This is a genomic window from Enterococcus sp. AAFC-DPL-5182, from assembly GCF_058216605.1.
Genome location: NZ_CM177101.1, coordinates 503,885 through 525,021 on the forward strand (window position 1 = coordinate 503,885; position 21,137 = coordinate 525,021).

The 21,137-nt window shown below is 38.3% G+C and carries 23 protein-coding genes; all 23 read left to right on the forward strand.

Annotated features, from left to right (window positions below; translation table 11 throughout):
* The first annotated feature begins 31 nt into the window (after nucleotides 1-31).
* The 23 genes from rplO (at nucleotide 32) to AC4BB7_RS02505 (ending at nucleotide 21,132) form a co-directional block, all read left to right on the forward strand.
* Nucleotides 32-475 (forward strand): 50S ribosomal protein L15, encoded by a 444-nt coding sequence (gene rplO, locus AC4BB7_RS02395; RefSeq protein ID WP_010761672.1) that lies wholly within the window; start codon nucleotides 32-34, stop codon nucleotides 473-475.
* Nucleotides 475-1,773, forward strand: a complete 1,299-nt coding sequence (gene secY, locus AC4BB7_RS02400; protein ID WP_086315349.1) for a preprotein translocase subunit SecY — start codon at nucleotides 475-477, stop codon at nucleotides 1,771-1,773. The genes rplO and secY overlap by 1 nt, the downstream gene beginning before the upstream one ends.
* An 86-nt stretch (nucleotides 1,774-1,859) precedes the next feature.
* Entirely contained in the window at nucleotides 1,860-2,510 is a 651-nt protein-coding gene (locus AC4BB7_RS02405) for an adenylate kinase (RefSeq protein WP_086315350.1), read from the forward strand.
* 194 nt (nucleotides 2,511-2,704) lie between these two features.
* Entirely contained in the window at nucleotides 2,705-2,923 is a 219-nt protein-coding gene (infA, locus tag AC4BB7_RS02410) for a translation initiation factor IF-1 (RefSeq protein WP_002356224.1), read from the forward strand.
* Between the two features lie 32 nt (nucleotides 2,924-2,955).
* Complete coding sequence (gene rpmJ / locus AC4BB7_RS02415) at nucleotides 2,956-3,072, forward strand: 50S ribosomal protein L36 (protein ID WP_002288710.1); 117 nt, start codon at nucleotides 2,956-2,958, stop codon at nucleotides 3,070-3,072.
* A gap of 18 nt (nucleotides 3,073-3,090) precedes the next feature.
* Nucleotides 3,091-3,456 carry a 30S ribosomal protein S13 gene (rpsM, locus tag AC4BB7_RS02420; RefSeq protein WP_010761669.1) on the forward strand — a complete coding sequence of 122 codons (366 nt, stop codon included), beginning with the start codon at nucleotides 3,091-3,093 and terminating at the stop codon, nucleotides 3,454-3,456.
* A 27-nt stretch (nucleotides 3,457-3,483) separates the two neighbouring features.
* On the forward strand, nucleotides 3,484-3,873 hold the full coding sequence (gene rpsK, locus AC4BB7_RS02425) for a 30S ribosomal protein S11 (protein ID WP_010761668.1): 390 nt from the start codon (nucleotides 3,484-3,486) through the stop codon (nucleotides 3,871-3,873).
* An 80-nt stretch (nucleotides 3,874-3,953) separates the two neighbouring features.
* A complete protein-coding gene (locus tag AC4BB7_RS02430) occupies nucleotides 3,954-4,892 on the forward strand; it encodes a DNA-directed RNA polymerase subunit alpha (RefSeq protein ID WP_086315351.1) in 939 nt (312 codons plus the stop codon).
* Between the two features lie 27 nt (nucleotides 4,893-4,919).
* Entirely contained in the window at nucleotides 4,920-5,303 is a 384-nt protein-coding gene (gene rplQ / locus AC4BB7_RS02435; RefSeq protein ID WP_086315352.1) for a 50S ribosomal protein L17, read from the forward strand.
* A gap of 266 nt (nucleotides 5,304-5,569) precedes the next feature.
* Entirely contained in the window at nucleotides 5,570-6,769 is a 1,200-nt protein-coding gene (locus AC4BB7_RS02440; RefSeq protein WP_490484296.1) for a hypothetical protein, read from the forward strand.
* 20 nt (nucleotides 6,770-6,789) lie between these two features.
* Nucleotides 6,790-7,971 carry a M20 family metallopeptidase gene (locus tag AC4BB7_RS02445; protein WP_490484297.1) on the forward strand — a complete coding sequence of 394 codons (1,182 nt, stop codon included), beginning with the start codon at nucleotides 6,790-6,792 and terminating at the stop codon, nucleotides 7,969-7,971.
* A 530-nt stretch (nucleotides 7,972-8,501) separates the two neighbouring features.
* Complete coding sequence (locus AC4BB7_RS02450; protein ID WP_490483045.1) at nucleotides 8,502-9,605, forward strand: tyrosine-type recombinase/integrase; 1,104 nt, start codon at nucleotides 8,502-8,504, stop codon at nucleotides 9,603-9,605.
* 617 nt (nucleotides 9,606-10,222) lie between these two features.
* Entirely contained in the window at nucleotides 10,223-13,027 is a 2,805-nt protein-coding gene (locus AC4BB7_RS02455) for an isopeptide-forming domain-containing fimbrial protein (RefSeq protein WP_490484298.1), read from the forward strand.
* A 16-nt stretch (nucleotides 13,028-13,043) separates the two neighbouring features.
* Nucleotides 13,044-13,394 carry an LPXTG cell wall anchor domain-containing protein gene (locus tag AC4BB7_RS02460; RefSeq protein ID WP_490483043.1) on the forward strand — a complete coding sequence of 117 codons (351 nt, stop codon included), beginning with the start codon at nucleotides 13,044-13,046 and terminating at the stop codon, nucleotides 13,392-13,394.
* On the forward strand, nucleotides 13,391-14,200 hold the full coding sequence (locus tag AC4BB7_RS02465) for a WxL domain-containing protein (protein WP_490483042.1): 810 nt from the start codon (nucleotides 13,391-13,393) through the stop codon (nucleotides 14,198-14,200). The genes AC4BB7_RS02460 and AC4BB7_RS02465 overlap by 4 nt, the downstream gene beginning before the upstream one ends.
* A gap of 68 nt (nucleotides 14,201-14,268) precedes the next feature.
* Nucleotides 14,269-15,102, forward strand: a complete 834-nt coding sequence (locus AC4BB7_RS02470; protein WP_490483041.1) for a WxL domain-containing protein — start codon at nucleotides 14,269-14,271, stop codon at nucleotides 15,100-15,102.
* Between the two features lie 112 nt (nucleotides 15,103-15,214).
* On the forward strand, nucleotides 15,215-16,294 hold the full coding sequence (locus AC4BB7_RS02475; RefSeq protein WP_490483040.1) for a WxLIP family cell surface protein: 1,080 nt from the start codon (nucleotides 15,215-15,217) through the stop codon (nucleotides 16,292-16,294).
* A 24-nt stretch (nucleotides 16,295-16,318) separates the two neighbouring features.
* Entirely contained in the window at nucleotides 16,319-16,996 is a 678-nt protein-coding gene (locus tag AC4BB7_RS02480) for a hypothetical protein (protein WP_086314058.1), read from the forward strand.
* Between the two features lie 13 nt (nucleotides 16,997-17,009).
* Nucleotides 17,010-17,636 (forward strand): signal peptidase I, encoded by a 627-nt coding sequence (gene lepB / locus AC4BB7_RS02485; RefSeq protein WP_490483039.1) that lies wholly within the window; start codon nucleotides 17,010-17,012, stop codon nucleotides 17,634-17,636.
* Between the two features lie 25 nt (nucleotides 17,637-17,661).
* Entirely contained in the window at nucleotides 17,662-18,348 is a 687-nt protein-coding gene (locus tag AC4BB7_RS02490; RefSeq protein ID WP_490483038.1) for a winged helix-turn-helix domain-containing protein, read from the forward strand.
* 305 nt (nucleotides 18,349-18,653) lie between these two features.
* Nucleotides 18,654-19,493 carry an energy-coupling factor ABC transporter ATP-binding protein gene (locus AC4BB7_RS02495; RefSeq protein ID WP_086315362.1) on the forward strand — a complete coding sequence of 280 codons (840 nt, stop codon included), beginning with the start codon at nucleotides 18,654-18,656 and terminating at the stop codon, nucleotides 19,491-19,493.
* A complete protein-coding gene (locus AC4BB7_RS02500) occupies nucleotides 19,469-20,338 on the forward strand; it encodes an energy-coupling factor ABC transporter ATP-binding protein (RefSeq protein WP_490484299.1) in 870 nt (289 codons plus the stop codon). The genes AC4BB7_RS02495 and AC4BB7_RS02500 overlap by 25 nt, the downstream gene beginning before the upstream one ends.
* A complete protein-coding gene (locus AC4BB7_RS02505; protein WP_490484300.1) occupies nucleotides 20,335-21,132 on the forward strand; it encodes an energy-coupling factor transporter transmembrane component T family protein in 798 nt (265 codons plus the stop codon). The genes AC4BB7_RS02500 and AC4BB7_RS02505 overlap by 4 nt, the downstream gene beginning before the upstream one ends.
* Nucleotides 21,133-21,137 lie beyond the last annotated feature (5 nt).

The window sequence follows — 21,137 nt, forward strand, 5'->3', positions numbered from 1 at the left end:
AATAGTACATTGTTAAGGAGGTGCCAAACCAATGAAACTTCATGAATTGAAACCTGCTGAAGGTTCACGCCAAGTACGTAACCGTGTTGGACGTGGTACTTCATCTGGTAATGGTAAAACTGCCGGCCGTGGACAAAAAGGGCAAAAAGCTCGTTCAGGTGGTGGTGTAAGACTTGGATTTGAAGGGGGTCAAACTCCATTATTCCGTCGTTTACCAAAACGCGGCTTCACGAACATCAACCGTAAAGATTATGCAGTCATCAACTTAGATGTCTTAAATCGTTTCGAAGATGGAACTGAAGTAACACCTGCAGGCTTGATCGAAGCTGGAATCGTGAAAAACGAAAAAGCTGGAATCAAAGTTCTTGCTAATGGTGAATTAACAACTAAAAAATTAACTGTGAAAGCAGCTAAATTCTCTAAAGCAGCAGAAGAAGCAATTGTTGCAGCTGGTGGATCAATCGAGGTGATCTAATGTTTAAACTATTAAAAGATGCTTTTAAAGTCAAAGACATTAGATCAAAAATTTTGTTTACTGTATTCATTCTTTTTGTATTTCGTTTAGGTGCGCATATAACTGTACCTGGCGTAAATGCAAAAGGATTGCAAGACTTAAGCAATTTACCATTTTTAAATATGTTGAATATGGTCAGTGGTAGTGCAATGCAAAACTTCTCTATCTTCTCGATGGGGGTTTCGCCTTACATTACAGCATCGATCATCATCCAATTATTACAAATGGACATCGTACCAAAATTTGTAGAATGGTCGAAGCAAGGTGAAGTTGGACGTAAGAAATTGAATCAAGCAACAAGATATCTAACGATTGTCTTGGGTATTGCTCAATCTATTGGGATTACTGCTGGATTTCAAAGCTTAAGTTCAGTTGGGATCGTAAAAAATCCGAACATCAACACTTTTGTGATGATTTCTGTAATTTTAACTGGTGGAACAATGTTTGTTACATGGTTAGGAGAACAAATTACTGAAAAAGGCATCGGTAACGGTGTTTCAATGATTATCTTCGCAGGGATTATTTCCCGTTTACCAGAAGGAATCAAAGAAATCGTTGACGATTACTTTATCAATATTGAGTCTTCTAGAATTTGGCAATCTGCCATTTTCATCGCAATTTTAATTCTTGCAATTTTGGTTATTGTTACATTAGTAACATTTTTCCAGCAAGCAGAACGAAAAATTCCGATTCAATATACTAAACGTGTTTCTGGTGCGCCGACTAGTAGTTATTTACCGTTAAAAGTAAATGCTGCCGGTGTTATCCCAGTTATCTTTGCCAGTTCATTGATCGCAACGCCGAACGCTGTTTTACAAGCCTTTTCTAAAAGCTATGCTGGTGAAGGCTGGTATGATATAATGACACAAATTTTTAGTTATAATACCGTTCCAGGTGCAATTATTTATACTGTACTGATCGTCGCTTTCACATTCTTCTATGCGTTTGTTCAAGTTAACCCTGAGAAATTAGCGGAAAACTTGCAAAAACAAGGAAGCTATATTCCAAGCGTTCGACCAGGTAAAGGGACAGAAGAATATATTTCTGGAATGTTAATGAGACTAAGTGTTGTCGGTTCTATATTCCTAGGACTAGTTGCCTTGCTACCGATCATTGCTCAAATGATCTGGAAGTTACCGCAATCTATCGGACTAGGTGGAACGAGCTTACTGATTGTGATTGGTGTTGCTTTAGAAACAGCGAAACAATTAGAAGGTTTAATGTTGAAACGTCAATATGTTGGCTTTATCAATAAGTAAGAGTCGTGTGTTGAGGATCATCCTCAGCACCATTCTCTCGCTAGGCTAGCTTCAAAAGCCAGCCTTTAAAATTAGGAGGAGATGAAATGAACCTCATTTTAATGGGACTGCCTGGGGCAGGCAAAGGTACTCAAGCAGAACAGATCGTGGATACTTATGGTATTCCTCATATTTCTACAGGAGATATGTTCCGTGCCGCTATGAAAAACGAAACTGCTCTTGGCTTAGAAGCGAAATCTTATATCGATAAAGGTGCTTTGGTTCCGGACGATGTAACGAATGGAATTGTCAAAGAACGTTTGGCAGAACCTGATACTGATAAAGGATTTTTATTAGATGGTTTTCCACGTACTTTGGATCAAGCAGAAGCATTAGATAAAATGTTAACAGAGTTAAATAAAAAAATTGATGCTGTCATCGACATCCATGTTGAAGAAGAGATTTTGGTTGAACGTTTAGCTGGTCGGTTTATCTGCCGTTCATGTGGCGCAACTTATCATAAAATCTTCAATCCTCCCAAAGAGGAAGGAACATGTGATCGTTGCGGCGGACATGAATTTTATCAAAGAGAAGATGATAAGCCTGAAACGGTCAAAAACCGTCTGGCAGTCAACATCAAAAGCAGTGCGCCAATTTTAGACTTTTACAAGGCTAAGAACGTATTGCATACAATAGATGGGAATCGCGAGATCGATACTGTTTTTTCAGAAGTGAAACAAATCATTGAAAAAAAATAGTTTTCTGATTTGCCGCAAGCTTACCATTTGTGTTTGATTCAGATTCTCTTGCCAAATAGAATAGTTTATGATAGAATATATCAGTCCGACTTCTACCTTTTTGTAGAGGTTTAATTGAAAATTCTAGGTGGGGGCTGAAGTTTCCGCCATTTTATCGTGTGAAAATGCGAAACAAGTACAAGGAGGTACTGTGCGTGGCTAAAGAAGATATGATTGAAGTCGAAGGTACAGTCGTCGAAACTTTGCCGAATGCAATGTTTAAAGTTGAACTAGAAAATGGACACCAAGTTCTTGCTACTGTTTCCGGTAAGATCCGTATGCACTATATTCGAATTTTACCTGGAGATAAAGTAACTGTTGAGTTATCTCCATATGATTTAACTCGTGGTCGAATCACTTATCGCTTTAAATAATTGTACTCCGTAAAATTCAGGGAGGTATTATCATGAAAGTAAGACCATCAGTAAAACCAATGTGTGAACATTGTAAAGTAATTCGCCGTAAAGGACGTGTTATGGTCATTTGCCCAGCAAATCCAAAACATAAACAACGTCAAGGATAATAGGAGGTGTAACGAATAATGGCTCGTATTGCAGGAGTAGACATCCCTCGTGATAAACGTGTAGTAATTTCTCTTACTTATATTTTTGGTATTGGTAATACTACTGCTAAAAAAGTTTTAGCAAACGTTGGCGTATCTGAAGATATTCGTGTTCGTGATTTAACGAATGATCAAACAGATGCCATCCGTGCGGAAATTGATAAGTTAAAAGTTGAAGGTGATCTTCGTCGTGAAGTGAACTTGAACATCAAGCGTTTGATGGAAATCGGTTCATACCGTGGAATCCGTCACCGTCGTGGATTACCAACTCGTGGACAAAACACGAAAAATAATGCACGTACTCGTAAAGGCCCAGCTCGTACTGTAGCAGGCAAGAAAAAATAATTCCTAAGTGAAGGAGGTTAGATCTTCATGGCAGCAAAAAAAGTTAGTCGTAAACGCCGTGTGAAAAAGAATATAGAAACTGGGATTGCACATATCCATTCTACATTCAACAATACAATTGTAATGATCACTGACAGTCATGGTAATGCATTAGCATGGTCATCAGCAGGATCATTAGGTTTTAAAGGAAGCAAAAAATCAACACCGTTTGCAGCTCAAATGGCCGCAGAAGCTGCAACTAAAGCAGCACAAGAACACGGACTTAAAACTGTTGATGTAACAGTTAAAGGACCAGGTTCTGGACGTGAAGCAGCGATTCGTTCATTGCAAGCAACAGGTTTAGAAGTGACTGCAATTCGTGACGTGACTCCAGTTCCTCATAATGGATGCCGCCCTCCAAAACGCCGTCGTGTTTAATGAGTGCCACTCATTCTGAGTTTGAATTAAGAACGTCATTGAACAAGACACTTTTCGTTTTGAAAGGGGTATAGATAAGAATGATTGAATTTGAAAAACCAAGAATCGAAAAAATTGATGAGAATAGAGATTATGGCAAGTTCGTCGTTGAACCACTGGAAAGAGGTTACGGGACTACTTTAGGTAATTCTCTACGTCGTATTTTATTATCTTCTCTGCCGGGTGCGGCTATTACAAATATTCAGATCGATGGTGTGTTGCATGAATTCTCTACCATTAAAGGTGTAAGAGAAGACGTAACTCAAATAGTTTTGAATATTAAAGGTTTAGCTCTTAAGCTTTATGCAGAAGAAGAAAAAACCCTTGAGATCGATATTACAGGACCTGCTACAGTAACTGCTGGCGATATTATCGTCGACAGCGATGTTGAGATCTTGAATAAAGATTTAATTATCTGTAGTGTCTCTGAAGGAGCTACTTTCCATGCTCGCTTAACAGTGAAACCTGGTCGTGGCTATGTTCAAGCAGACGAAAACAAAAAGGAAGATATGCCAATCGGTGTTCTCCCTGTTGATTCCATCTATACACCAGTTCGCCGTGTGAACTACCAAGTAGAAAACACTCGTGTTGGTCGTCGTGATGATTTCGACAAATTAACAATGGAAATATGGACTGATGGTTCAATCATTCCTCAAGAAGCCCTTAGCTTAGCTGCTAAGATTATGACGGAGCATTTAGACATCTTTGTTAACCTTACTGATGAAGCGAAAAACGCTGAAATCATGGTTGAAAAAGAAGAAACACAAAAAGAAAAAATGCTAGAAATGACCATCGAAGAACTAGACTTGTCTGTTCGTTCATATAACTGTTTAAAACGTGCAGGTATTAACACTGTACAAGAACTTACAAATAAATCTGAACCAGAAATGATCAAAGTACGTAATTTAGGTCGTAAATCTCTTGAAGAGGTTAAACTAAAACTACATGATTTAGGTTTAGGCTTACGTAAAGACGATTAATACTTTTTACGAAGGAGGAAAACCAACGTGGGTTATCGTAAATTAGGACGCACATCAAGCCAACGTAAGGCAATGTTGCGTGACTTAACTACTGATTTAATTATCAACGAACGTATCGTTACGACAGAATCTCGTGCGAAAGAAATTCGTTCAACTACAGAAAAAATGATTACTTTAGGCAAACGTGGAGATCTTCATGCTCGTCGTCAAGCAGCTGCTTATGTACGTAATGAAGTTGCTAGCGTACGTGAAGAAGACGAAAAAATCGTTGTTGAATCAGCTTTACAAAAGTTATTCAATGATCTTGCACCTCGTTACGCTGAGCGCCAAGGTGGTTACACTCGTATCTTGAAGACAGAACCAAGACGCGGAGATGCAGCACCAATGGTAATTATCGAATTTGTTAAATAATCAAACTATACCGTCACTTTATAGATGATTCTTTTAGAGTGTTATGATGTTGGAGGCGACTCCTAGTCTAGCTCAACGCTTTCCCTGTCGAACTTGGTTTGACAGGGAAGCACTCATCATAGTATAAGGTGTATTTTTTTGTCCTAAGAATTTTTCTTAGGACTTTTTTTATTTTTGTTATGTTATTGCATCTAGGTGTGAACTTTAGTATACTTTTATTAGTCGGAATTTTCAGACAAATACAAAGAGTTTAAAGGGGGAGTATCATGGCGCAAATGACAGCTTTCACATTACTGATGGCTATTTTATATATCGGAGATGTTGTATCAAGTAAGACAAAAGCGTGGATTTCATCCGTTTTTGTTTGTGCAGTACTATTTGTTATTGGCTATTGGACTTTTTTTCCAGAGAATATTGTTGAAATTGCAGGGATTCCACCAGTAGTCGCGACATTATTGATGTATTTATTGATTACAAATATGGGGACCTTATTATCGATCAAAGAACTAGCCAATCAATGGAAAACAATCGTGATTACACTTTCAGGAATTTTAGGTATCGTTGTATTATTATTAACAGTGGGATCATTGATTTTTGATTTTAAAACAGTCTTGGTCGCAGTTCCACCGCTAGTTGGCGGTGTTGTTTCATCATTGATTATGTCAGAGGCTGCTCAAACGGCGGGATTAACCTCGCTATCAGTATTGGCCATTTTGATTTATGTAATGCAAGGGTTCGCAGGCTATCCGTTAACGTCGATTATGTTGAAAAAAGAAGGAAAACGAATGCTTGAAAAGTACCGAAATGGGGAATGGACACCCGTTCATGAACAAGAAAATAGACAAGTAGAAGTAGATGAAGATATACCAAGATTATTTAAAAATGTTCCTGTAAAATACCATACTGATTTTTCAAGAATCTTTCGTTTGGCAATTGTGGCCTTGGCCGCCTATTATGTTTCAGTATGGTGCGCACCTTTTGTTTCAATTAGCCCATTTGTTTTATGTTTATTCTTTGGTGTTGTAGCTTCTTCAATAGGCTTTCTAGAGAAGCAACCATTGAAAAAGGCGAATAGTTTTGGTTTTGCGATTTTAGGGTTAATGTTATTTATTTTTGATGGACTGAAAAAAGCAACGCCAGAGATGTTAGAAGAATTATTTTTACCTATGATTGGTATTATTGTTATTGGCGTTATTGGGATGTATGTTTTTTCTGCGATTGTCGGGCGTTTGTTAGGTGTTAGTAAAGAAATGGCCTTTGCTGTTTCACTGACAGCGTTATACGGCTTTCCAGCGGATTACATCATTACCAATGAAGTTATTCAGTCATTGACAGAAGATGAAAAAGAAAAAGAAGCACTGACCAGCCATATGATGCCGCCAATGTTAGTTGCTGGTTTCATAACGGTTACCATTGTATCAGTGATATTAGCAGGCGTTTTTGCAAGTATTTTATTGAGTTTATAGAATAGGAATGAGGGAATAAAATGAAAGAAATAAAAGCGTTGATCCAAAAATATAAAGAAGAGATGATTGATTTTAGACGAGACTTACATCAACATCCAGAATTGCAATTTGAAGAATTTAGAACAACTGAGAAGGTTGCTGAAGCGTTAGATAAAATTGGGATTGCTTATCGTAAGACGGAGCCTACAGGGATTATTGCGGAACTTGTTGGCGCTCAGCCTGGAAAGACTGTTGCTCTACGAGCGGATATGGATGCTTTACCTGTTCAAGAACTAACGGATGGACTTTCATATAAGTCGCTGGAAGATGGGAAAATGCATGCGTGTGGACATGATGCACATACGGCGATGCTACTAACAGCAGCCAAAGTTTTAAAAGAGGTTCAAGCGCAAATAAAAGGTACTGTCCGTTTTATTTTTCAACCCTCAGAAGAAAATGCACAAGGGGCAAAAGCGATGGTTGCACAAGGCGCGGTAGAGGGTGTAGATGATGTTTTTGGAATTCACATCTGGTCACAAATGCTTTCTGGAACAGCATCTTGTGTTGTTGGTTCATCATTTGCTTCAGCTGATATCTTCTCCATTGATTTTAAAGGACGCGGTGGGCATGGTGCTATGCCGGATGCTTGTGTAGATGCTGCCGTTATGGCCTCATCCTTTGTTATGAATGTACAAACGATTGTTTCAAGAGAAACGAACCCATTAGATCCCGTTGTAGTGACTGTGGGTAAAATGGATGTTGGTACGCGATTTAATGTTATTGCTGAAAATGCTCGATTAGAGGGAACTGTGCGCTGTTTTAGTATAGAGACGCGAGATCGTGTAGAGAAAGCTTTAAAACGTTATGCAGAACAAACTGCCGAGATGTATGGAGGAATAGCTACTCTGAATTATGATTATGGGACAGTCCCGGTAATCAATGATGAAGAAGACGCATTGTTTGCCCAAGGCATTATCAAAGAAAACTTTGGTGATTCAGCACTTATTCAAGAACCGCCAACTACTGGAGGAGAAGATTTCAGCTATTTTACTGAAAATACACCAGGTTGTTTTGCTTTAGTCGGTTGTGGAAATCCAGAAAAAGATACACAATGGGCTCATCATCATGGTCGTTTCAATGTGGATGAAGACGCAATGGAAGTTGGCGCGGAACTATACGCGCAATATGCTTTTGAATATCTAGAAAAAGTAGATATGGATTAATTACATCTATAAATTAAATGTCATATTGAAGAAACAGGTATGTTAATAAGCTAAGCGTATTTGTATAGTGAAAATACTCCACGATAAATGAAATTAGTATAAAGAAAAATACTGTATTTTTAGTAAAAATTGAAATTTTTCTTTGGCATGTTTATTGTATACTTTATTTAAATCAAAAACGTTTCCTGTTTTTCTATAAAACAGGAAACGTTTTTAATTTGATTTTTAAAGTAACTAGTTTAACAACACAATTAATTCTATTAGAGTATTTGATAAAAATCAAGTAGCTAATCGAAAAATATCTCATAATTATTTCCAATTTTTTTATTAAATATGCAAAAAAATGAGAATTTATATAATTATATCGTTTTTTTTGAGAGAAAAAAGTAGAAATCTGGTCTAATTTTTTTCAGTAGATGAAATTTGATAGTGACTTTATTTAGAAAATCAGTATCGAAGTGTACAAGAGGCGGTTCGTTTTTTTCCGCCGTCAGTTCCGCCGTCAATACAATAGAAAGGATTTGATTATTTTGATTAAAGGTGAAAATATTTATAAGCGAAAAGATGGACGGTGGGAAGGACGTTATCCAAAGGCTAGAAAAGCAGATGGTTCTATTTATTATGGCTATATCTATGCACGCTCTTATCGAACCGTCAAAGAACAGATGATTGAGAAAAAAGCACAGGCAATTGTATCTTATGAAGGGCATTCAAAAGAATTTCAAGGAACTTTTGGTCACTGGGCGCACCTTTGGCTGACAGAGATAATGGCGAAAAAAATCAAAGAAAGCACATATGCTAGCTATAACAATAAACTTCAATTACATATTTTACCCTTTTTAGAAAGCTATCCGCTAAAAAAAATTACTTCATTAACGATCAATCAATTCGTTCAATCGTTAGCGAAGTCATTGGGATCAAGTTCGATCAGAATTGTATTTCGGATCGTCAAAAGTTGTTTTGAAGCGGCAAAAGAACGAGGATTTATTTATTTGAATCCTTGTGAGAACACAGCTTTACCTAAAAATTCAAAAAAAAATATACAAGCTTTGACTCGTGCTCAACAGAAAGCTGTAGAAGCAGAGAGTTTAATGGATGAAAAGGGGTTACCTATTTTATTAGCATTAGAAACTGGGATGCGCATTGGTGAAATCTGTGCATTGAAATGGACGGATATCGATTTTGAGTCCTCTTTATTAAGAGTTGAACGGACAAAGCAACGAATTTGTTTACCCAATAGTACTACTGGGCAACGGTCAAAAATTGTGGAAACAGCGCCAAAAACAGCAAATTCGACTAGAGTTATTCCCTTAACGACAAAAATAAAAAAAGTACTATTGTATTGGAAAGGTCATTCTTCAGCTGAGTATGTCGTGACTAGTGATAATCGCTCAATAGAGCCTCGTACAGTTAGTTATCGCTTTGAAAAAATTAAACAAAAGCTGGGTTTATTTAACATGCCATTTCATGCTCTTCGCCATACCTTTGCCACACGTTGTGTAGAATTAGGAGTAAATATAGCAGCCATTAGTTCATTATTAGGCCACTCATCTATAAAGTTAACATTAGATACCTATACCAACTCATTTTTAGAAGAACAACGAGCTGCAATAAAAAAATTATCGCTTATTTAATCTGTTTTTTAAAATTTTATCTCAAATACATTATATTTGTGTGTTTTTTAAATAACCAATGTTTTTTTATTGGGATAATATTCTTATGATTAACTTTACTCATCTGAGTAAGGTTATTTTTTTGCAATCCGCCGTCAAATTAGTCGTCAAACGAGAAAGGTAAATAGTTTTATATAAGGCTTTTTCAGTGCTGTTTCCTGTTTTATAGAAAAACAGGAAACAGCACTGAAAAAGCCCCTTTCTAAAAAAGAAATAATTCAATTGCTTTGCTTATCTGTCTGGAATTTATAATTAGGTATATATTTTTATTACTTTTTTTTCAGTATAAATTGAAAAAATAAATTTGATAATGTAAGGATATAAAAGTTTGGGATAAAATAATTTTTGTAGAAAATTCGTGAGAAGTGACTAATTTAATAATACTATAAACCAGAAAAATAGAAAAATATTTCGAATACAACTATTCTTAGTTTTCAATTTTTATACCAACCATCGTTTAAAAGAAGCTAAAACATATAAGGAAGTAGTTCTTGTATGATCGGCAAGGTTTCCTTTGAATGTAGGCTGCTATAAAAAATGAAATATATACTATTATTTACTATGAAAGGAGGAGAAATGTGAAAAAAAATAAAAATACTCAAAAAATCACTTTCTCTATGATTGCGCTTATGGCTATAGTGGGAATATTCTTCTTAGGAAAAAATGTGTTAGCGCATGAAACAAGTGATGGGGAAAATGACTCAGCACAATTAACAAATAAAATTATGGATTCATTAAGCAACGATAAACTAGCGTTGTCTCCTGGAACAAGGGCCAATCTACCAGACTTTAATTGGCGATTGTTAGATACAGACGATATAGATTTGTCAACGTTTCAAAAAGTAGATGTGAATACCCCTGTTAAATTAACGGGTGGAGCCTTCTCCACTACTCAGAGAGATTATTACATGTATTTCGGTCATCCATCTAAAGGAGAGGTATTCAACCATGATACTGGTAAATTCGAAGGGAGAAATATTTATGCGAAAATAGATATGACAACTGGTCGAACTTTAGCATTAACAGGTCCAGCTATGATTGGTGTGAAAAAAGGAACAAGTGGGAAGCAACAAGTATTTGGCTATGATTATAGTTATAATCAGGGAGGATATGGGGCTTCTAATAGCAGCTTTGATATTGGTGTGTTAGATGATTTAACAGGGAAAATATCTGCATCAGGGCGAGTAGTTGCGCCAGCAGTATCTTCCGCTGCACGTGAGTACATTACTGAACAATATGTGAAAGAGAATGAAATTGTTTCATATGGCTATTTTATGCAAGAGATTAGAAACTCTTATCCGCCGAAATATGAATATTTACCAGTAAGAGTTCATGGCTATGTAGCTAATTTTAAAAAGGGTAGAATTCGTTATGATGTTAGTTTTTATAATCAACGTGGCCAACAGACAAGCTTTGGAGTGACTCACTCTTCCCATATGGATGTTGGTGGGAACCATACGTCTTCTAGGTTATTTTCATATGGGACAGGAGGGTTATATTTCAATGAACCCGATAAGACAATCGCAGATGGGATTCCAGCTCGTATTTATTTTTATACAAATATTGGTTATCCAGAAGGTAGTAATATGCCGACAGAATATCTGTGGGGGGATCTAGGTAGCGGTGACGCCAAAGTAGGCTACTTTAAGTATATGATAGGAACTAGTTTTGTTGAAAAGGCTGGAAGTCAGGATGAACCGTATCGTCCTTGGTCCAATAACTACCTACCGATGCATGAGGAATACATTTTAAAACACCCTGTTTTTATAATGAGGTGGCCAAAGATAACCGTTCCAAACGATAGCGTCGGAACCGCAACTTTAGATATGTCAATCGAAGAACCAGAACTCTTGAAACCTACTGCAGAGAAGTCATACAAGAACACGACATCACTCAATGGAGAGAACATGGTTGGAGATATTCTTGATTTTGAAGTTATAGCTTCAAATGATGGAGACATGAACCCTTGGCAACAAGTGACTTTAGAAGATAAATTACCACCAGAATTAGAACTAGATACTCGTTCACTTGTAATGGTTGATGTAAATGGAATAGAGACATCGTTACCTGCCTCTATTTATGATCCGGGCACACACACTTTTGCAATTGGCAAATATGATATTGAAGCGAAAAAATCAATAGCTATTAAGTATAAAGCAAAAATCGTGGGTGGTGCGCAAACAACGATCATCAATCGTTTTAAAGCATACAATGACAAAAACGATGAAGATGAAGCCGAACTTAGTATTCTAGTGAAAGGAGAACCCGCCAAACCAGAAGCGGCTAAAACATATACCAATAACACGTCAACGGACGGAAAAGATCGAATTGATGACAGTCTTACTTTCGAATTAAGTGCATCAAATGCAGGAGAAGCCTCTTGGCAAGAAGTGGGCTGGAAAGATGAGTATCCAGCAGAATTAGAATTAGATAAAGAGTCCTTCGTCTTAGTAGATGACAAAGGCGTAGAAAAGAAAGTTACACCTATTTTTCATGCATCACTTCCTTCATTTACAGTAAGTGATACACCACTAGAGGTACAACCAGGGAAAAAGATAACCCTAAGATATAAAGCAAAAATCATCTCTGGTGAAGGAACGACGATTACCAATAAAGTTACAGCTTATACAGTGAGTGATTCGACCAAAAAAGCAGAGGCTCAAGTGGCGATTCCAGTATTTCCCAAAAAACCTTTGACCAAAGACCTCACTATCCACTTTGTAAATAAGGCCGGTGAAAAAATTGCGGAGCCGATTATCCGAAGTGAAACGATTGGTTCGATTGTCAAGTTGAAAGAAGAGGCAGAGACTGTCGGTTCAGCTCTTTACAATGCGATCAAAGCGGTCGAAGCGAACCAATTTAAACTCGTTGAGCGCCCCGCGAATGAAGCCTCTGTTGAAATTATTGACGGAGTCAATGAAGTGACCTATGTATTTGATGGAAAACTTCTGCTTTATTCTGCACCCAATAGAATTAATTTCAGTACCCACAAATATGATGGGAAAACCACAAGGGTGAACGCCCCGGCATACGACCAAGATTTGGTGGTCAAAGATGGCCGTTCTGTCAAAGATAAATGGACCTTAACGGCGAAGTTAACAGCTGAAATGACCCATATAGATCCTGCTCATAAAGACAGTGTCTTAAAAAATGCGATTCGTTATGTATATGAAGGGAAAGAAATCATCTTAGACAAGGGTGCTCAGCCGATCATGGTTCATACAAATGAGGCAGAGAAAGAACTCTATAACATTAGTACCACATGGAATGGCACCAAAGCAGGCGACGGCTTCAAGTTAGAAGTTGACCCAGGCGATGTTAAAAAATTAGGCAGCTACCAAGGAGAAATTCTATGGGAACTCGCAGCGACGCCGGATCCGTAAGAGAAGGAGGAGAGATATGAAAAAAAGCTATAAACGACTATTTTTCGCTCTGTTACTTCTTGTAGGAATTGGAGCGGCGAATACCCAAAAGGCCTTGGCCGAGGGTGGCCAAGTCACGACCAATGGTGTAGTTGGTTTCTATGAAGAATCAAGTACTGAACCGACACAGTCTAGTACCAGTGAACCGTCAACGGCAACCAGTTCTTCTAAAGAGTTGCCCATTACAAAACCGAAAGGCCGCTTGCCGAGTACCGGTGAGCTCATTCAAAGTCCGTATACATGGGTGGGCGTGTTGTTGGCTGTCGGAGCCTTGATCTTGTTTCGACGAGCGAAGAAAAATCGGTCAGCGAAGGAGGGGAATCAATGAGTGATTTAAAAACAATTATTCCTCTTTCCTGCTTGGCTCTCTTAGCGCTAGGCTCACCCCTTACTAGTTATGCCGAAAGCAGTGATGTAACAGGGACTGGAAACATCGAAATGACAGGGGGCATCCTGAAACAGCCGATCGATCCAGAAAACCCAGAAATCCCCGTTGATCCGGGGCCAAGCCCGTCAACAGACGGTCCATTACGCATCGATTTTGTGTCATCATTCCACTTTGGACATAATAAAATCGAGGAAAAAAACCGACAGTTTTACGCGAATGCCCAATTGTTTCACGACGGGACAACGCCCAGAGGGAGTTATATCCAAATTACGGATGAGCGTTCGGATAAAAAAGGGTGGACCTTACAAGTACGCCAAGAATATCAATTTAGAAATACGATCATTCAAGAAAAAGAAGCCCAAGAATTAAAAGGAGCGACCTTGTCTTTAGACCACGGTTGGGCCAATAGTGTCTATACGTGGGAAACCCCGCCGATCGTGACGAAAGATACCATTGAAATTTCAGAGTTGGCCATGACGCAAAACATTGCGATTGCCGAAATAGGCAGTGGGAAAGGTCAATGGACGATTGAATTTGGCGCATCGGAAACGAATAAAAACCAACAAAAAAATACTCTATTTCCAAAAACGACCCCATCTGGTGATGCCATCGTAGACCCAGATTTTGAGAATCAACCAGTTTATGGAAACACCGCTATTTTCTTATCTGTTCCAGAGAGAACAGAAATCAAACCAGTGCAATATGAAACAGAATTGACCTGGATCTTGGCAGCCTTGCCAACTTAATTGGAGTTCACTTGTGCAAGCAAGTAACTATATATAAAACACACATATATCTTTAGGAGGAAAACACAATGAAAACAAGAACACTATGTACCGTTGCTTTAGCAGCCATCGTTTCAGCATCACTAGCAGGGAGCGCAACAGCTTTTGCGGATGAGCACTCATTAAAAGGAAAAGGAATCATTGAAATCATTGAAGACAATGGGGACAATGAAGACATCGATCCAGAGAAACCAGGGACAATCAAGCCAGAAGATCCAAACACTGTAGATAAAAACCCAGTCTTTGGTCCAATTACGATTGACCGTGTAGCGGTGTTGAATTTTGGGCAACAAAAAGTATCGACAAAAACAGAAACATACACAGCCGCAGAAATTCCAGTAACAGAAGTGGCTCCAGATGGGACAGAAACAGCAGGAAAAGTACGTGGACCATACGTACAATGGACAGACAAACGTGCTGGAGATGACCACACGTATTCTATCAAAGCTGAAATGACAAAACAATTTACACACACAACAAAAACAACGAAATCACTAGATAAAGCAACGATTGCTTACACAAATGGCTTATTAAATTCAACACAAGAAAATATTAACTATTGGCCAGCAGGAGAACCAACAAACTTCACATTAGGAAATGGCGCAACCAATCCAGGTGCCGGCAAACAGTTGGTCTTTGATAACACAGCGTCTACAGGAGCTGTTGGTTTAGGAACGTATTCTGCGGAATTCGGACAATCCGCTGACTTTACTGCAGCGGGGATTATACGTCCAGGTGCTTCTACTGCAGGTGTTGGTAAATCTGCTAGTTCAGTTTCCTTAAACGTACCAGCTCAAACCATTGAATTAGGCACTTACGAAGCAGATATCACATGGTCAATTGAATACACACCAGCACCTTAATTCGTGATACGAAACTAGGTGAACTACTCAGTTTAGTACTGAGGCGTACAAGCGGTTGGCAGTTTCTAACTGTCAGCCCTTGTTTATCTTATAAGTAAAGGAAGAAGATCGAATGAAATTAAAACGAACATACATGTTATTTTTGATGATGGCAATGATAAGCATCATCAGTACCAATCACTATACATATGCCAACGAACCCTCCGCACAAGATGCACAAGGGGCAACAGGTTTTTATTATGAACTCAATTATCCAGAGAATCAGAAAGAAGAAAATGGGTACTTTGATTTGAAGATGACACCAGGACAAAAACAAGAAGTCAGCCTCTTGATGAAAAATTTAGGGGAGAAAGAGTTAACGATCGGTATCAGCTTGAATGGTACAAGAACGAACTCTAGTGGTGTGATTGAATATGGCCCTAGCCAAATTGAAAAAGATGCGTCGTTAAAATTTGATTTTGTGGATTTAGTGAACGCCCCTGAAACAGTCACCTTAGCGCCTAAAGAAGAGAAAACGGTCCCGATTACGATTACAATGCCGGAAACGTCATATGATGGGATTATTGTTGGCGGAATTCAATTAAAAACGATTGAAGGGGAGAACCAAGAAGAAAAACCCGCAAAAGAAGGGGCGAATATCGCCAATAAATATGCCTATGTCATTGCGATGGTGTTACAAGAAACAGACAAAGAAGTCAAACCAGAACTAGCCTTGAACAAAGTAGAAGTAGGCCAATTCAATTATCGTAATACGATTTTTGTGGATGTCTCCAATACTCAGGCAGCATTTTTACGAAAATTATCAATGGAAGTCCAAATAACGCCAAAAGGCAAAGCGGAAGTGCTATACGAAACCAAGAAATCAAGCATTAATATCGCCCCCAACACCTTTTTGCATTTCCCCGTTACGATGAATGGGGAAAAGATGGTGCCAGGAACCTATACAGCGAATATCCTTGCGAAAGCTGGGGATCAAAAATGGACATGGCAGGAAGACTTCACCATTACAGACGAACAAGCAGATAAATTTAACCAAGATGATGTCGATTTAGTGCGGGAAAAAGGCGTGAATTGGCCCTTGATCATAGGGGTAGCGGTAGGAATATTTGTGATCGTCATTGGTCTTATTGGCGGAATCCGTTTCGTGAATACCAAAAAGAAGAAAACAGAAAGAAAAAACAGAAAGAAATAGACCGAAGTAAGGTAGGGTAAAGAAATGACTGTATTGGAAATAACCATACTCGTCCTTCTAACATTGACGATACTGAGCGGATTGCTTTTCCTTCTGTGCGTATTGATTTCTGTCAAACTAACCAAAGAAGCCAAACAACTGGCAAAAAAACGAGGAAAAGGGGCCAAACGAAAACGACAACTTGCTCGAAAACGGAAACACTTACAAGGACAAAAGAAGAAAAACAAGCGTCGAACACTCCTTTTTTTGGTCGTCACGTTTCTATTTTTTGGGGGAAGTCAATTGGTAGCCTATTACCAATCAATGAGCCTAAGTCATGAAGATGAAGAGTCCGTTGTAAAAAGTTACTTTTTATTGAATGATTTTGATGAGCAGTTGGAAAAGGCGAAAACAGAAAGTGAACGTAAGGAAAAACTAGATGGAAATATCCGCTACTTAGCGAGCGCTATTACGAGTTATGGTGCGAATCGAGCGAGTGATTTGAACACAGAAGAAGGTCAGTTGATCTTGAATCGTTACTATAAGGCGATGTTGGATCTTGGCACGAATGCGATGCGCATGACGGATGGTTTTTATGGGAATGAAGAAGTGATCGCAGGGTATCAAGAAGATATCAACCGAATACGTGGGTACCAAAAGAAAGTCTTTGAATTGTACAAAGTCGATGAAGCAGCCCTAAAAAAAGCCAAAAGCAATTCTTGAGTAGGATCGGATCATGAGCGCAAAAAAACAAACAGGTAAACCGAAGAACAAACGATCTAGAAATAGTCAATCCATTCAGCGAACGAAGAAGAACAAGCAGGCACTAAACAAACTAGTTCGTCGTAAAAAGCGGAATAGACTGTTTATAGAAGTAATCTGTGGTATGGGCCTCCTTATTTTATTGATATATGCACAATCTTATTTCTTCTTCAGTTTAGCGAAAGTCGACAGCTACGCAATGAGTCCCACCTTGAAACTGGGGGAGTATGTCTTGATTGAAAAACAAGCCCCCATTCAGCGTCAAGCGATCGTGTTGATTAAACGCAAAAGTGCACAGAAATCAGAGTTAAGACGTATTATTGGGTTGCCCACAGAAAAAATAGCCTATCAAAATGACCAACTGTTCATAAATGAAGAAGAACGAGCAGAACCGTTTATCGCTTCGGAAAAAAAAGCGGCGTTTGAGAATGGCTTTGTCTACACGAAAGATTTTAGTTTCTATGAATTAACTGGAGTTGAAACCATCCCAAAAGATACCTATTTTGTGATGGGAGATAACCGCTTGTATTCAACGGATAGTCGAGAGTACAGTGTGATAAAAAAAGAAGAGATTATTGGTGTGGTGAATACAAGTCGGTAATAAGAGAGGTGGAGAGGAGAATAAGATGTACAGAGTAGGAATAGTGACGTTTGGAGAAGAGAACCTGAATGACGTACAATGGCCAAACGAGTGGCAAGTGGGAGTCATTGACACACAAGAACCGTTAGAAAAAAATACGTATGATTTACTTCTTTTTTATGAACAATCGATGGAACAGATTGCGAAGATTTGCGAATATATATTGCATACAAGAAAAGTGACCAATGCCTTATTATGGGTTTGGACAACGTTAGAAAGCGAAAGTACCCGAAAAGTTTACCGAAGTTTGGGAGTCGATGGAGTAGTGACGGATCAATTGACGGTAGAAGAGTGGTTACTGACATTGACGAATCATTTAAATCGTTTTAAGACGAAAGGAACGCCCCGAGAGGAAGAGCCTTTTGTGAAAGCACCAGCAGGAGAGATCTTGCTTAACGGAAGAAATAGCACAGTAAAGATCGGAGATCAAAAAGCGATACGGTTAACCCGATTAGAATACCAAGTATTGGACTTATTATATCGAAATGTGGGACAAGTAGTAACGTATGAGGAAATCTGGGAAGAGATATGGCAACAAGACGGAGAAGAGTCTAATCTATATCGAGTCAGTAATATCATTTTTCACCTACGAAGTAAAATCGAACAAGACATCAAACAACCCAAAGTGATTAAAACAGTTCGTTCTAGAGGTTATTGGTTGGATAATGTTTAAATAACAGTGAATAACAAGTTTAGAAAACTGAAAAAGTAGCATAGATATAACTGGAAAAGTTATATTTATGCTATTTTTGTTGAATCAAAGAAATAACGTAAAAAAGTACTATGTTTTTTCTAAGAAAAAGTTGTTTGAAAGTTTACTGCTTATTTTATAAAAAATCGCTCTTGGTAGGTTCATTTCTCCCTTAACGGAGTTATTTTTGTTATAATGAGTATTGTTGTATTTAAAAGAATATATGATTGAAAAAACACTGATTTTTTGTTAGTGTTAGTAAGACTAAATAATTGAGGGAGTACGCGATGCAACCGATAATTGAATTAAAAAATATTGATTTTAACTATCAACCAGAAGATGCTTCTCCCGCTTTGAAAGATGTATCTTTTTCCATCCAACAAGGTGAGTGGATTGCGATTATTGGACACAATGGGTCAGGGAAATCAACGTTGGCCAAAACGATCAATGGGTTATTACTACCTGCTTCTGGCAGCATTTCAGTTGGCGGAAAAGAGCTAAATGAAAACAACGTTTGGGATATTCGCAAAATGGTAGGGATGGTGTTTCAAAATCCTGATAACCAGTTTGTTGGGTCAACAGTAGAAGATGATGTTGCATTTGGTTTAGAGAATCAAGGGATTCCTCGCGAGGAAATGCTTGTTAGAGTTAAAGATGCGTTAGAGAAAGTTCGAATGAGTGCCTTTGCCACACGGGAGCCAGCTCGATTGTCAGGCGGACAAAAACAGCGTGTAGCAATTGCAGGTGTAGTTGCTTTACGTCCAGATATCATTATTTTGGATGAAGCTACAAGCATGCTTGATCCAGAGGGACGAGAAGAGGTTATTTCGACAATTAAAAAAATTAAAGAGGAAAGTAACTTAACCGTTATTTCTATTACACATGATATTGATGAAGCTGCTAATGCGAATCGGATTTTAGTAATGAAACAAGGAGAACTTGTTAATGAAGGCACTCCAGAGAAAATTTTCTCTGCTGGAACGGAATTGATCCAGATGGGCTTAGATTTACCTTTTCCAGAAAAACTAAAAATTTCTTTGAAACAGCGTGGTATCGAGGTGCCAAATGAATATTTGACTGAAGAAAGGATGGTGGATTGGTTATGGACATCCGTTTTGAAAAAGTAGATTTTACGTACCAACCGAATACACCATTTGAACAACGGGCATTATTCAACTTAAATTTGACGATAGAAAATGGCTCTTATACAGCAATCGTAGGGCATACTGGTAGTGGGAAATCCACTTTGTTACAGCATTTGAATGCGTTAGTAAAACCAACAAAAGGAACTGTAACGATTGGTGATCGAGTGATCGTTCCTGAGACAAATAATAAAAATTTAAAGCCGATCCGTAAAAAAGTTGGTATCGTATTTCAGTTTCCGGAAGCTCAGCTATTTGAAGAAACGGTAGCCAAAGACATCGCTTTTGGTCCGAAGAACTTTGGCGTATCAGGAGAAGATGCTGCTAGATTAGCTGCTGAAATGCTTGAGTTAGTTGGACTAGATGCTAGTTATTTGGAACGCTCTCCATTTGAATTATCAGGAGGTCAAATGCGTCGTGTGGCGATTGCTGGTGTTCTGGCGATGGAACCGGAAGTGCTCGTTTTGGATGAACCTACAGCAGGACTTGATCCACAAGGGCGTAAAGACATGATGGAAATGTTTCAGCGTTTACATGAAGAACGCGGTATGACGATTGTTTTGGTGACCCATTTAATGGATGACGTGGCTAATTATGCAGATCATGTGATCGTATTAGAACAAGGCCAAATTGTTAAGGCTGGCACACCACAAGAAGTTTTTCAGGATATTGATTGGTTGAAAGAAAAACAATTAGGTGTACCAACTGCTGCGATCTTTGCAGAGAAATTACGAGCGAAAGGTTTTTCTTTTGAAGGATTACCATTGACTGCGGAAGCTTTAGCGGATGATTTATTAAAAGGCTTCAAAAAGGCTGGTGGAGATCTATGATGAATAAATTGATTTTTGGTCGCTATATCCCAGGAACTTCTTTTATCCATACGATGGACCCGCGGGCAAAATTGATCGCTAGTTTTTATTTTATTGGGATCATATTTTTAGCGAATAATTGGCAAACATATGCTATTTTAGCTATTTTTACTTTATTTGCGATTTTTCTATCTAAAGTAAATATTCGATTCTTTATTCGTGGCATCAAACCGCTGATTTGGTTGATTTTATTTACAGTGGCTTTACAGATGCTGTTTACTCAAGGTGGGGAAGTTTACTTTAGTTGGGGAATTTTTACGATTACCGAATTTGGTGTGATCAATGGTTTGTTTATATTTTGCCGTTTTGTATTGATTATTTTTATGTCTACATTATTGACATTGACAACGCCGCCTCTTGATTTATCAGATGCGATCGAATATTTATTGCGTCCCTTGAAAGTTGTTCGTTTCCCAGTTCATGAAGTTTCATTGATGTTATCGATTGCGTTGCGCTTTGTGCCAACATTGATGGATGAGACTGAAAAAATCATGAATGCGCAGCGAGCACGTGGAGTAGATTTTGGAGAAGGAAATTTGATCCAGAAAATGAAAGCAGTCGTTCCTTTGTTGATACCGTTGTTTGTTAGCAGTTTTAATCGAGCAGAAGATTTAGCGACTGCAATGGAGGCTCGTGGATATCAAGGCGGAGATGGCCGAACGAAATATCGGATTCTTCATTGGCACTTGAAAGACACAGTAGTGATGTTGGCGTTTGCCATTTTAACTGTAGTGTTAGTTTTAATAAGAAGTTAGAAGTA

Excerpts from the sequence above, each read along its gene's own strand:
- rplO (WP_010761672.1), top strand. The coding sequence starts at position 32 with ATGAAACTTCATGAATTGAAACCTGCTGAAGGTTCACGCCAAGTACGT.
- secY (WP_086315349.1), top strand. The coding sequence starts at position 475 with ATGTTTAAACTATTAAAAGATGCTTTTAAAGTCAAAGACATTAGATCA.
- AC4BB7_RS02405 (WP_086315350.1), top strand. The coding sequence starts at position 1,860 with ATGAACCTCATTTTAATGGGACTGCCTGGGGCAGGCAAAGGTACTCAA.
- rpmJ (WP_002288710.1), top strand. The coding sequence starts at position 2,956 with ATGAAAGTAAGACCATCAGTAAAACCAATGTGTGAACATTGTAAAGTA.
- rpsM (WP_010761669.1), top strand. The coding sequence starts at position 3,091 with ATGGCTCGTATTGCAGGAGTAGACATCCCTCGTGATAAACGTGTAGTA.
- rpsK (WP_010761668.1), top strand. The coding sequence starts at position 3,484 with ATGGCAGCAAAAAAAGTTAGTCGTAAACGCCGTGTGAAAAAGAATATA.
- AC4BB7_RS02430 (WP_086315351.1), top strand. The coding sequence starts at position 3,954 with ATGATTGAATTTGAAAAACCAAGAATCGAAAAAATTGATGAGAATAGA.
- AC4BB7_RS02440 (WP_490484296.1), top strand. The coding sequence starts at position 5,570 with ATGGCGCAAATGACAGCTTTCACATTACTGATGGCTATTTTATATATC.
- AC4BB7_RS02445 (WP_490484297.1), top strand. The coding sequence starts at position 6,790 with ATGAAAGAAATAAAAGCGTTGATCCAAAAATATAAAGAAGAGATGATT.
- AC4BB7_RS02460 (WP_490483043.1), top strand. The coding sequence starts at position 13,044 with ATGAAAAAAAGCTATAAACGACTATTTTTCGCTCTGTTACTTCTTGTA.
- AC4BB7_RS02465 (WP_490483042.1), top strand. The coding sequence starts at position 13,391 with ATGAGTGATTTAAAAACAATTATTCCTCTTTCCTGCTTGGCTCTCTTA.
- AC4BB7_RS02470 (WP_490483041.1), top strand. The coding sequence starts at position 14,269 with ATGAAAACAAGAACACTATGTACCGTTGCTTTAGCAGCCATCGTTTCA.
- AC4BB7_RS02475 (WP_490483040.1), top strand. The coding sequence starts at position 15,215 with ATGAAATTAAAACGAACATACATGTTATTTTTGATGATGGCAATGATA.
- AC4BB7_RS02480 (WP_086314058.1), top strand. The coding sequence starts at position 16,319 with ATGACTGTATTGGAAATAACCATACTCGTCCTTCTAACATTGACGATA.
- lepB (WP_490483039.1), top strand. The coding sequence starts at position 17,010 with ATGAGCGCAAAAAAACAAACAGGTAAACCGAAGAACAAACGATCTAGA.
- AC4BB7_RS02490 (WP_490483038.1), top strand. The coding sequence starts at position 17,662 with ATGTACAGAGTAGGAATAGTGACGTTTGGAGAAGAGAACCTGAATGAC.
- AC4BB7_RS02495 (WP_086315362.1), top strand. The coding sequence starts at position 18,654 with ATGCAACCGATAATTGAATTAAAAAATATTGATTTTAACTATCAACCA.
- AC4BB7_RS02500 (WP_490484299.1), top strand. The coding sequence starts at position 19,469 with ATGGACATCCGTTTTGAAAAAGTAGATTTTACGTACCAACCGAATACA.
- AC4BB7_RS02505 (WP_490484300.1), top strand. The coding sequence starts at position 20,335 with ATGATGAATAAATTGATTTTTGGTCGCTATATCCCAGGAACTTCTTTT.